General features: G+C 63.9%; 10 protein-coding genes. 5 read left to right on the top strand and 5 right to left on the bottom strand.

Annotated features, from left to right (window positions below):
- Positions 1-521: catalase (locus ABIB99_RS19175; protein WP_354177094.1), on the bottom strand; the 521-nt coding region annotated here is incomplete at its 3' end.
- Positions 522-972: 451 nt separating this feature from the next.
- Here ABIB99_RS19175 and ABIB99_RS19170 point away from each other — a divergent pair.
- From ABIB99_RS19170 to ABIB99_RS19150, 5 genes are read left to right on the top strand one after another with little or no spacing between them, the layout of a single operon-like run.
- Positions 973-1,923 carry a PDR/VanB family oxidoreductase gene (locus ABIB99_RS19170; protein ID WP_354177093.1) on the top strand — a complete coding sequence of 317 codons (951 nt, stop codon included), beginning with the start codon at positions 973-975 and terminating at the stop codon, positions 1,921-1,923.
- 17 nt (positions 1,924-1,940) lie between these two features.
- Entirely contained in the window at positions 1,941-3,281 is a 1,341-nt protein-coding gene (locus ABIB99_RS19165; RefSeq protein ID WP_354177091.1) for an aromatic ring-hydroxylating dioxygenase subunit alpha, read from the top strand.
- Positions 3,278-3,754: an aromatic-ring-hydroxylating dioxygenase subunit beta gene (locus ABIB99_RS19160; RefSeq protein ID WP_028153091.1), complete on the top strand. Its 477-nt coding sequence runs from the start codon at positions 3,278-3,280 to the stop codon at positions 3,752-3,754. The genes ABIB99_RS19165 and ABIB99_RS19160 overlap by 4 nt, the downstream gene beginning before the upstream one ends.
- A gap of 7 nt (positions 3,755-3,761) precedes the next feature.
- The gene (locus ABIB99_RS19155) at positions 3,762-5,375 is read left to right on the top strand and encodes an ATP-dependent acyl-CoA ligase (protein WP_354177089.1); all 1,614 of its coding nucleotides are present in this window, start codon (positions 3,762-3,764) and stop codon (positions 5,373-5,375) included.
- 2 nt (positions 5,376-5,377) lie between these two features.
- Positions 5,378-6,106 carry an SDR family NAD(P)-dependent oxidoreductase gene (locus ABIB99_RS19150; RefSeq protein ID WP_354177088.1) on the top strand — a complete coding sequence of 243 codons (729 nt, stop codon included), beginning with the start codon at positions 5,378-5,380 and terminating at the stop codon, positions 6,104-6,106.
- An 80-nt stretch (positions 6,107-6,186) separates the two neighbouring features.
- Here ABIB99_RS19150 and ABIB99_RS19145 read toward each other — a convergent pair whose 3' ends face one another.
- Genes ABIB99_RS19145 through ABIB99_RS19130 form a run of 4 tightly spaced genes read right to left on the bottom strand, consistent with a single transcriptional unit; the run spans position 6,187 to position 11,039 of the window.
- Positions 6,187-6,669: a MarR family winged helix-turn-helix transcriptional regulator gene (locus tag ABIB99_RS19145; RefSeq protein WP_063984247.1), complete on the bottom strand. Its 483-nt coding sequence runs from the start codon at positions 6,667-6,669 to the stop codon at positions 6,187-6,189.
- Complete coding sequence (locus ABIB99_RS19140) at positions 6,669-7,289, bottom strand: MarR family winged helix-turn-helix transcriptional regulator (protein ID WP_354177086.1); 621 nt, start codon at positions 7,287-7,289, stop codon at positions 6,669-6,671. Before ABIB99_RS19140 ends, ABIB99_RS19145 begins: the two co-directional genes overlap by 1 nt.
- Positions 7,290-7,317: 28 nt before the next feature.
- A complete protein-coding gene (locus ABIB99_RS19135) occupies positions 7,318-8,883 on the bottom strand; it encodes an indolepyruvate oxidoreductase subunit beta family protein (RefSeq protein WP_354177084.1) in 1,566 nt (521 codons plus the stop codon).
- Positions 8,880-11,039, bottom strand: coding sequence for a thiamine pyrophosphate-dependent enzyme (locus ABIB99_RS19130; RefSeq protein WP_354177083.1), 2,160 nt, complete (start codon positions 11,037-11,039; stop codon positions 8,880-8,882). The genes ABIB99_RS19135 and ABIB99_RS19130 overlap by 4 nt, the downstream gene beginning before the upstream one ends.
- Positions 11,040-11,146 lie beyond the last annotated feature (107 nt).

Below are 11,146 nucleotides of genomic sequence, written 5' to 3'. Positions count from 1 at the left end.
TGACTCGATGGAAGCCACTGTGGACCCTTATCTCGGGGTCCCGATTGGATGCCGATCACCCCGAAAACGGGGTCCTTATTCCATGCCGAAACACAATTGGCGGTGGAGAAGGCCTTGATCTTCTCCAGGTCCGGCCTTCCGTCGCGACCAGGCATGCGCGAGGTGAGGAATGCCAGCATTTGATCGAGCGTCCTCGCATAATGAACCGGAGCGCTCTGTGTGAGGATGTCGGAGCGGTGCTCGTCGTTGCCGAGCCTGAAGCTGAAGCCGCGCAGCGTGAGATCCGTGGTCTCGGATTCGCGGGGACCGCCGTCCACCGAGAAGCGCGCCAGCACGCGCGATGGTGTTGTGAAGCTCCGCGACTTCGTGACCTCGTCGGCCCGATCCGAAGGGATGTAGGTCCCCCGGACGCAGCGGCCCTTGGCAAAGCTCGCGCGTGCCTTTGGTGGATTGCCCAGAACGGCCTTCTGAGCCTCGACAATGGAGGCCGGTGTGGCGGTGCCGCTCGGGAACAGGGACATGGCTTGTCTTGGATTTGCTATCCTCAACCGTTAGCCGCGTGGATGCTGCCCCGCTCCAGAGCGATTGCTGTGCTTGCAGCGCGATTGCTGTCTTCTTTCGCGGTTACCAGGGCACCGAACGCGGCGTCAGCGGAACGTCGACGATAAAATACCTCAGCAAAATGAATGGCTTGAGTTGAAGTCTTCCCACGGCCCATGATGGATCGGGGCGGGCGCTCAAAGGCGGTGTGTGCACGGGCGGCAAAGTCTATTGAACGCGCGGCCGGTCGTTGTTCGGAGTGATCCGTCATCCGCTGAGGCGTGGGCAACCTCGGAGGGGCCGTGCCAACCGTCCTGCACCAACGAGACGTGCCTCGGACTGCAATCCGAGCCTGAGCCCGCGCCGGCGATTGACAGCTAATTATTACATGTCTAAAAATATGCAAATTCATATAATTCGTGAGATGCCTGAATGGACACGCATCCGCTCAAGCTCAAGGTCAGATCGTATGCCGCGGAGACGCCGTTCATACGGAGCCTTGTGTTTGGCGTGGAGGACGGTGTCGCGCCGCGATGGCAGGCGGGCGCCCATATCCGCGTGGCGCTCCCGAATGGAGGCGACCGGCCGTACTCGCTGATGGCTTTGCCGGGCCTTCCCGAAGGTATGCTGGCGCTTGGGGTGCTGCGCGAGGAGGCTTCGACCGGCGGCTCGCAGTTCATGCACGCGCTGAAGATTGGCGATGTCGTGAAGGCAACGGCGCCGGTCAACAATTTTCATCTGCATGAGGGAGCGGCGCCCGCGCTGCTGTTCGCCGGCGGCATCGGTGTCACGCCGATCCTGTCGATGGCGGCGAATCTCGCGGCCAGAGGAAGCCCGTATCGCTTGCACTATGCGGGCCGCACGCAAGGCCTGCTCGCGTTCCTGCCGCACCTGCAGGAGATATGCGCCAAGGGCCTGTCCATCCACTACGACAGCGACGAGTCCCGCCTGGACATTGCAGCGGCGCTCGGCGATGCCGCCGCAAACGCCCACATTTACGCCTGCGGTCCGGCCGGCATGATTGAAGCGGTGAAGGCGGCTGCGCTCGGCAGGGACATTCCGGCAGACCGCATCCACTACGAGCTCTTCAAGGCCGAGCAATCGTCCTCGGCCGACTTGCCGTTCGAGGTCGAGCTCAAATCGACCGGGCAGGTCGTCAGCGTCGCGGCCGGTCAGACCATCATCCAGGCGCTGGAGGCCGCTGGTCTCGACGTGCTCTACGACTGCCAGCGCGGCGATTGCGGCATCTGCCAGTGCGGCGTGATCGAAGGGGTACCCGACCATCGCGACATCATCCTCAGCGACGACGAGAGGGCGTCCAACAAGGTCATGCAGATCTGCGTGTCACGCGCGAAGTCGGAACGTTTGGTGCTGGATCTCTAGGGGAGGCGAGGGACGTCATGGCGAAATACGGACAGAATGCCGACGCGATCGCGGCGCTGGTGCGCGAGGCCGAGGTGCACCGCGACGTCTATGTCGACCCCGAGATCTTCGAGCTCGAGATGGAGCACCTGTTCCCGAACAGCTGGATCTATGTCGGGCACGCGAGCCAGTTGGGAAAGCCCGGCGATTTCATCACCGCCAATATCGGCCGTCAGCCGGTGCTGGCGAGCCGCCACACCGACGGCTCCATCCACGTCTCTTACAACCGCTGTCCGCACAAGGGCGTGAAGATCGCCTCCGAGCCCTGCGGCAACACCGGAAAGTTCTTCCGCTGCCCCTATCACGCCTGGTCGTTCAAGACCGACGGCTCGCTGCTCGCGATCCCTCTGAAAAAGGGCTACGAGGGCACCGGCTTTGGCGACACGCAAGCGAATGAGGGATTGTCGAAGGTCAGGAACGTCGTGATCTATCGCGATTTCATCTTCGCCCGCCTGAGCGATGACGGCGTGTCCTTCGAGGATTATTTCGGCGAGAGCCTTTCGACCATCGACAACATGGTCGACCGCTCGCCGGAGGGGAAGCTCGCAGTCCAGGCGACGCCGATCCGCTACATGCACACCTGCAATTGGAAGATGCTGGTCGAGAACCAGACCGACACCTGCCATCCGATGGTGGCGCATGAGAGCTCGGCCGGCACCGCGGTCAAGGTCTGGAAGCGCGAGCAGGGCGATTCCACGGAGACGCCGATGGCGGTGCAGCTCTATGGTCCCTTCATGAGCCCGTACGAGTTCTACGAGCAGAGCGGCATCAGGATCTGGCCGAACGGCCATGGCCATACCGGCGTCGCCAACTCCATCCATTCCAACTATTCGGACATCGAAGGCTATCTCGGCCAGATGGTCGCGGCCTATGGCGAGGAGCGGGCGCACGAGATCCTCGGCGAGGTCAGGCACAACACCGTGTATTTCCCGAACATCATGGTCAAGGGCGCCGTGCAGATCCTGCGCAATTTCATCCCGATCGCGGTCGACAGGACGCTGGTCGAGAGCTGGGTCTATCGCCTGGTCGGCGCGCCGGACAAGCTCTATGAGCGGGCGCTGATGTACAACCGCTTCATCAATGCGCCGACCTCGATCGTCGGACACGATGATCTCGAAATGTACGAGCGGGCGCAGGAAGGACTGAAGTCCAACGGCAATCAATGGGTCAATCTGCGGCGCCTTTACGAGAACCATGAAGAGCAGGACGTCACGGCCGTGATCAACGGCACGTCCGAGCGACAGATGCGAAACCAGTTCCACGCCTGGTCGAAATTCATGACCATGGACATGGACAAGCGTGTCGAGGCCGCGGAATGATCGACGAGAAGGCCATCACGGACTTGATCTATCTGGAAGCCGAGCTGCTCGACACGATGCAATGGCAGGCCTGGCTCGATCTGTTTCACCCCGAAGGGCGCTACTGGATGCCGCTCGAATGGCAGCAGCAGGATCCGGTGCTCCAGCCCTCGTTGATGTACGAGGATCTGCTGCTCCTGAAGGTGCGGGTCGAGCGGCTCGCCGGCGAGCGGACCTTCAGCCAGAAGCCGAAGAGCCGTTGCCATCATCTTCTCCAGGCACCGCGGATCGTGGCGTGCGACCCGGCTGCGGGCGTCTACAAGGCGCGGACGTCCTATATCTATACCGAGACCCGTGGTGATCTGCTGGAGCGCTATTCGGGATGGGCGTCGCACGAATTCGTAGAGGTCGGCGATGCTCTGAAGATCAAGCTCAAGCGGGTCGATCTCGTCAATTTCGACGCGCCGTTCGGCAACATCCAGCTTTTCATGTGAGTACGCCTTGACCGCTGCGACCACAGTCTACGCCCGCTTTCGCGAGACCGCCCTTCGCCGGGAGGAGGCAGGCTTCCTCAACGTGCTGCCGGAGACCGCCGATATCTATGGCATCGCGGCAGGCGAGATTTCCTACCGCGCCATGCTCGACCGGGTCGAGCGCTGGCGCTCGACTTTAAGCCGGGGCTATGGCGAAGGCCACCGGGTCGGGCTGCTGCTCCAGAACCGGCCGGTGTTCGTCGAGCTGTGGTTCGCGCTGAACGGGCTCGGCGTCTCCGTCGTGCCGATCAATCCCGATTTGCGGATCAGCGAGCTCGAGTACATCATTGCGCATTCCGAGATGAATGCAGCGTTCGTCCTCGCCGAGCGGCGCGACGAGGTCGAGACCGCGGCGCGCCAGGCCGGCCGGCCGATCCCGGTCGTGACTGATCAGGACGACGTTCCCGTACCCTTCGGAGGTGCGCGGCCTTCGACCGACGGAAGCGAGGCGAGCGAATGCGCGCTGCTCTATACGTCTGGAACCACGGGACAGCCCAAGGGCTGCGTGCTCACCAACACATATTTCCTGCATTCCGGAAACTGGTATCGCGATGTCGGCGGGCTGATCGATCTCAAGCCCGACTTTGAGCGCATGATCACGCCGCTGCCGCTGTTTCACATGAACGCGATGGCGGTGTCGCTGATGGCGATGCTGTCGGTCGGCGGCAGCCTCACCATGCTCGATCGCTTTCATCCGCGTACCTGGTGGGCGTCCGTGCGCGACAGCCGCGCGACCTGTCTGCATTATCTCGGCGTGATGCCCTCGATGCTGATGAGTGCACCGCAATCGGAGCAGGACCGCGCGCACACCGTGCGCTTCGGCTTCGGCGCCGGCGTCGACAAGCTCCTGCATGCGCCGTTCGAGGAGCGCTTCGGCTTTCCGCTGCTGGAGGCCTGGGCGATGACCGAGACGGGAAGCGGCGGCGTCATCGCCGCCAATGTCGAGCCGCGCAAGATCGGCACGAGCTGTTTCGGACGTCCGGCCCCCGAGGTCGACGTTCGTATCGTCGACGACAGCGGCAACGACGCGCCGGTCGGGACGCCGGGCGAGCTCCTCGTGCGGCGGGCAGGCGCGGACCCGCGTTACGGGTTCTTCCGCGAGTACCTGAAGAACGAGGCCGCCACCGCCGAGGCGTGGGACGGCGGGTGGTTGCACACCGGCGATATCGTATCGCGCGATGCGGACGACGACCTCCATTTCGTCGACCGCAAGAAGAACGTGATCCGCCGTTCCGGCGAGAACATTGCCGCGGTCGAGGTCGAGTCCGTCCTCAACCGCCATCCCGCAATCCGGCAGGCCGCGGTTGCCGCGACGCCCGATCAGGTGCGCGGCGACGAGGTTGCGGCGGTCATCATCGCCGAGGAGGCCGGTGCCGACCGCGCGCTCGCCGAGGAGATCGTGCGCTGGAGCCTGGAGCAGATGGCCTATTACAAGGCGCCGGGCTGGATCTGTTTCGTCGACAGCCTGCCGTTGACCGCGACCGAGAAGATCCAGCGCGGCGGCCTGAGGGATTTCGTCGCCAGGCTGATGTCTGACGGTGCGTTCTTCGACCTTCGCGACCTCAAGCGGCGGCAGATTTGATCATGAGCGAGATCCGCACCACACTCATCACCGGCGGCAATTCGGGGATCGGCGAGACGCTGGCGAAAAAGCTCGTCGAGAGCGGGCAGCGCGTGGTCTCGGTCGGGCTGGAGAAGCCGGACTGGACGCATGATCTGCTCGCGGCCTATCGCGCTGATCTCTCCAGTATCGAGGAGACGCGCGCGATCGCGCAGGAGATCTGCCGCGATCACGCCGTCGATCGCCTCGTGCACAATGCCGGCGTGATCCTGCCGAACCTGCTGCCCGATGCGAAGCCGGAAGACATTTTGATGCTGGCGCAGCTGCACCTGGGCGCGCCGATGCTGCTGACCCAGGCGGCGCTGGAGGGGATGCGTGCGCGCCGCTTCGGGCGCATCGTGTTCGTCAGCTCGCGCGCCGCAATGGGCGCGGCGACGCGGTCGGCCTATTCGGCGACCAAGGCCGGCGTGCACGGCATGGCGCGCACCTGGGCGCTGGAGCTCGCCGCGAGCGGCATCACCGTGAATGTCGTGGCGCCAGGGCCGATCCTGACCGACAATTTCTGGGGCATCATTCCCAAGGGCTCCGAGCAGCAGGAGCGGATGGCGCGCAACGTGCCGGTCGGGCGGCTCGGCTCACGCGATGATGTCGCGCACGCGATCAGTTTCTTCCTCGACGAGCGCTCGGACTTCGTCACCGGCCAGGTGCTCTATGTCTGCGGCGGCACCAGCCTCGTCGGCCTTGGCCCGTAGAGCATGATCCGACCCGGAGGGCCGCGTTAGCGCAAAGTGTGAAGCGGTTTTCCGAAAAGATCATGCTCCAATAAACAAGATCAGATCTGGTTCTGGCGGATGTTCTCGACCATCTTGGCCAGCACGCGCGCGCAGACCTCGATGTCGTCGGGCTCGATGCCTTCGATCAGCTTGTCGTAGTTGCTCGCCATGATCGGCCAGATCTTGCGCAGCAGCGCCTCGCCGTCCGGGGTCAGACCCACGACGCGGCGGCGCTGGTCTTCCTCCGCGATCTCGCGCTTGACGAGGCCCGATGACACCATGGACTCGACCATGCGGCTCGCCGTCGACTGCTCGGTCACCGCGAGAACGGCGACCTCGTTGACAGTGAGGGTCTTGTAGATGAACAGGACCGACAGCGTCCGGAACACGACATTGTTGATGCCGTGGTCGCTCAAGTCGCGGTTCTGATCGAGATTCCAGCGATTGGCGAGCCGGTTGAACAGATACGGGATGTAGGTTTGCAGCTGGTCCCGCGTCCTCGGCGGACCCGACTTCCATCTGCTCTTGGATTCTCTGGCCATTATCTCTTGCGACTTTGCTTCTTGCTCTCGGTATGAAGTTTTGAAGAAAGGGATTTCAGTACGGACAACGCACCGTCCAGCTCCCGGGCCGAAACATTCTCGAGCCGTTTGCCGAGATGCTTCTTGTGAACGTCGGCCGCTTTCCTGAACAGCGCCTCGCCCTTCGGCGTCAGGCGCACGATGAAGGACCGCCGGTCCTCGCTCGACATTTCCCTGCTGATGAGGTCGTCGGCGAGAAGGCGCTGCACCAGCCCCGAGACGTTGCCGCCGGTGACTTTCAGATTTTGCGACAACTGCCCGAGCGCGAGGCCATCGCTGTAGCGATCGAGCTGGGCCAGCACGTCGAATTTTGCGAGCGACAGGCCGAACTCGGCGTTCAGCATCGAATTCAGCGACGCGAACAGCTCGCCATGCAGCGACAGCAATTGAAGCCAGAGCCGGGTTTCGATCTGCCCAGGGACGGGAACAATGTTCTCTTTGAGTGCTGCCGGCATTGCATGACCATCGAGTACAGATGTCTCGTCGATTGGAGGGATTATCGCGGGTCTTTCGCTCCGATTAACAATTTGAGAATCGTAGTCAAGTCGCCTGATCCTGACGTCTTGGGGGTCGAACGGCAATCCACTCCCGCGTCCCCCTCCGATGGAATCATGCAAAAGTCTTGATGGTCTGGATCACGCCGTCGAGCTCCTTGCCGGCGCTGTCCTTCAGCGCGGCCTCCCGCAGGCGGCGCGCCCAATCGGCGGCATCCTCGCGTCGTTCGACCAGCTTGATCGCCGCCAGCGTCTTGTCGAATTTCGACAGCCCGCGGCTGTGGGTATCGGAATAGCCTTTCACGAGGCGTTGGCATTGCAGGATCTCGACACCGAGCTGGTAGTTGGTTGCGACCGCATCGGTTGCCGCCTTGAGCCATCCGTCCCGATGCGCGGTCTCGACCGCGTGACGCAGCGAGCGGCGTCGCAGGCCGCGTAGTCCGGCCACGACATAGAGCGTCAGGAACCAGGGCAGCGAGTAGGTCCGCACCCGGCGTCCCCGGTTGACGCGGCGATCGAGCCAGCCGAGCAGGCGTGGCCGCGCGCCGAGCCAGCGGCTGAAGCCCGCGGGCAGCACGCCCATGACCTCCTCCATGCGCGGATGCATGAACTCGGTGGTCTGGAGCACCTGTCCCTGCGACATCTCGAGCTCGCTCTCGATGCGCGCGCGGCGACCGGCGCGCGTCTTCAGGTCGGCCACGCGGATGACGTCGTCATAGGTCATGGCGTTGGCGAGGTACTTTGCCGCGGTCTCCGTGAAGGCATAGGCGCGCGCACCACCGCCGGCGTTTCGGTCGGCGGCGTGCAACGTCTTGAGAATGTCGAGATATTCGGCGCCATAGGCGACGTCCTGGAAGTCGACGACCTTCCTCAAGCCAGCGCGGGCCATGGTGAGCGCAGGCTCGGGCAGCTCCTGCTTCAGTCTTGCGATGAGCCCGGCAAGATCTGGATCGGGCGTTGCGGGAGAGGGGACGTGATCGGCCTGCTTTGATGGCGCCGGCGCTGTGACCTCGGGTGAGCCGGTCTTGACCCGGTCAAACGCGGCTCCAAACGTCTCCACGCTAGCCTTGGCGCCTTTCCCACCTGCGCGGATCACGTCGAGATAGCTGTCGCGGCTGAACGGCAGCACAGCGGCCGCCGCGAGCGCACCGAACATCGCGGCCGAGATGACGCTGCCATGCGCGATCGCCAGCGCGTTCAGATCGAAGATGATCTCGGTCTTGGCGGCAACCCCGATGGCGCCGGTGACGGCGCCGCCGTCGGCGATGCCGTTGCCCGGTGCGATCTTCTCGCCGATCGCAAACGACCGGTGGTTGGATGCGATCAACGTGGTGCGATCCGGCGTCACGAGGCCGCGCAGGATCGACCGGCCGGCCTCCATGAACTCCGCCGCCATCACCACGTCGACGTCGCCGGGCGTCGGCATCAACGACAGGATCGGCTTGCGGCCGTCGAGCGGCGGCATCGCCTCGATATAATAGATCGTGGCGCCGGTGCGCTGGGCGACGCCGGGCACCGAGGTCGATTGCGCGACCCAGCCATGGTTCTCGGCAAGCTGCACGATCCAGTCGGTCAGGACGCCGCCGCCCTGGCCGCCCATCGCGACGATCGCGATCGAGATCGGCCGCTCGGTCGCCTCACCGGCGGCGGGGAGGGCCAGCCGGACCGTCTCGTCTCTCATGCCAACGCCTCGAGCGCCGGACGCCGGCGATCACGCCGCCGTTGCAACCAGCCGATCACGGCCATCGCGACCTTGGATTTGAACCTGTCCCAGCCGGTCGGATTGTGAATGACGTCCGCGCGATAGAACGAGGGGCAGAGCACGGCGGCCTCGGAGACCTCGCCGCAATTGCCGCAGCCGACGCAGGAATTGTCGATCGCCGCAACGGGGTCGTCGCGCAAGGGGTCGTCCAGCTGCTTCACCGAAAGCGACGGGCAGCCCGAGAGCCGGATGCAGGCATGGTCGCCGGTGCAGACGTCCTCGTCGACACCGAAGCGCTCCTTGACGGTGCGCACTCCGTCCTTGATGGCCTTGTTGATCTGCGGCTTCACGCGGCGCTGCTTGTTCAGCATGCATTCGGAGGAGGCGACGATGACCTTGGGGCCTTCCTCCTTGGTCGTCAGCGCTTCCTTCAGCGTGTCGCGCATCTTGCCGACGTCATAGGTGCGGTCGAGCTGGCGCACCCACTGGCCGCCGATGCCCTTCACGGCCTTGACGATCGAATTGTTGGTGTCTCGCCGCTTGTTGGTGGCGCGCGACGACAGGATGTCCTGACCGCCGGTCGCCGACGTGTAGAAATTGTCGACGATGACGAAAACGCCGTCGTGCTTGTTGAACACGGCATTGCCGATGCCGCTGGTCAGTCCGTTGTGCCAGAAGCCGCCGTCGCCCATCACCGCGATCGAGCGTTTGTCGGCCTTGACGTTGAAGGCCGAGGTCGAGGCCGGGCCAAGGCCGAAGCCCATGGTGGTCGCGCCGATATTGAAGGGCGGCAGGATCGAGAACAGATGGCAGCCGATGTCGGCCGAGACATGATGCTGGCCGAGCTCTTCCTCGACGAGCTTCATGGCGGCGAAGATCGGCCGCTCCGGGCAGCCGGTGCAGAGCCCGGGCGGGCGTGCCGGCACAACCTGCTTCAGCTTCTCAACCGCGGGGTGATTGAGCACGGGAACGGCGTCGGGCGCCGGCGGCCGGTTGCCGAGCAGCCGCGGCTCGGTCTTCTCCAGGAAGTCCCGGACGCCGCCGAGCAGAACCTGCGCGGTGTAGTCGCCGCCCATCGGCAGCACGTCCTTGCCATGGATGCGCGCCTGGATGTCCCTGCGCCGCAGCACGGTGTTGATCGCCTGCTCCAGATACTCCGGCTGGCCTTCCTCGACGATCAGGACGGCGTCCTTGTCGACGCAGAACTCCGCGACCTCGGTGTCGATCACGGGGTAGGTGACGTTCATGACATAGAGCGGAACCTGCGTGTTGCCGTAGGCATCCGACAGCCCGAGATATTGCAGCGCGCGGATCACGTTGTTGTACATGCCGCCCTGCATGATGATGCCGACCTTGCCCTGCTTCGGCCCCATCCATTCATTCAGCTTGTGGTCCCGGATGAAGCCGATCGCGGCGGGCATCCGCGTCTTGATCTTCTCCTGCTCATGCTCATAGGCCGCCGGCGGCAGCACGATGCGGTTGACGTCGCGCCTGGGGTTGTTGAGCGCGTCCTTGATGGTGTGCGCCGGCTTGACGTTGTCCTTGCAGGCGAAGCTGCCGTGCATGTGACAGGCGCGGACACGGACCTCGAGCATCACGGGCGTGTTCGAGAATTCGGAGAGCTCAAAACCCTTCTCGATCAGATTGACGATGCATTCATGATCGGGGCGGGGATCGAGCAGCCACATCTGCGATTTCATCGCAAAGGCATGGGTCCGCTCCTGCATGATGGAGGAGCCTTCACCATAGTCCTCGCCGACGATGATCATGGTGCCGCCGGTGACGCCGCCCGAGGCGAGATTGGCGAGCGCGTCGGAGGCGACGTTGGTGCCGACCGTCGACTTCCACGCCACCGCGCCGCGCAGGGGATACATCACCGAGGCCGACAGCATTGCGGCTGCGGCCGCTTCGTTGGCGGAGCTCTGGAACACGACGCCGAGATCGTCGAGCACGTCCTTGGCGTCGGCGAGCACGTCCATCAGGTGCGAGATCGGAGAGCCCTGGTAGCCGCCGACATAGGCGACGCCGGATTGCAGCAGCGCCTTGGTGATGGCGAGGATGCCTTCGCCGCGGAACGTATCGCCATCGCCGAGCCGGAGATACTCGACTTCGCGAGCAAAAGACCGTTCAGCCATTGCACCCTCCAGAAATATGCGATAGCATACGTTTACATGTGAAGCAAGTCAACGCCGCGCCATGCTATCACGCTTGCGGACCTCTGCTCCGGCAAGGCGATCATGAG

Source organism: Bradyrhizobium sp. LA6.1 (genome assembly GCF_040547805.1).
In the GTDB taxonomy this organism is placed as follows: Bacteria; Pseudomonadota; Alphaproteobacteria; order Rhizobiales; family Xanthobacteraceae; genus Bradyrhizobium; species Bradyrhizobium barranii.
This window is presented reverse-complemented; position numbering and strand designations above follow the sequence as displayed.

Excerpts from the sequence above, each read along its gene's own strand:
- ABIB99_RS19170 (WP_354177093.1), top strand. The coding sequence starts at position 973 with ATGGACACGCATCCGCTCAAGCTCAAGGTCAGATCGTATGCCGCGGAG.
- ABIB99_RS19165 (WP_354177091.1), top strand. The coding sequence starts at position 1,941 with ATGGCGAAATACGGACAGAATGCCGACGCGATCGCGGCGCTGGTGCGC.
- ABIB99_RS19160 (WP_028153091.1), top strand. The coding sequence starts at position 3,278 with ATGATCGACGAGAAGGCCATCACGGACTTGATCTATCTGGAAGCCGAG.
- ABIB99_RS19150 (WP_354177088.1), top strand. The coding sequence starts at position 5,378 with ATGAGCGAGATCCGCACCACACTCATCACCGGCGGCAATTCGGGGATC.
- ABIB99_RS19145 (WP_063984247.1), bottom strand. The coding sequence starts at position 6,669 with ATGGCCAGAGAATCCAAGAGCAGATGGAAGTCGGGTCCGCCGAGGACG.
- ABIB99_RS19135 (WP_354177084.1), bottom strand. The coding sequence starts at position 8,883 with ATGAGAGACGAGACGGTCCGGCTGGCCCTCCCCGCCGCCGGTGAGGCG.
- ABIB99_RS19130 (WP_354177083.1), bottom strand. The coding sequence starts at position 11,039 with ATGGCTGAACGGTCTTTTGCTCGCGAAGTCGAGTATCTCCGGCTCGGC.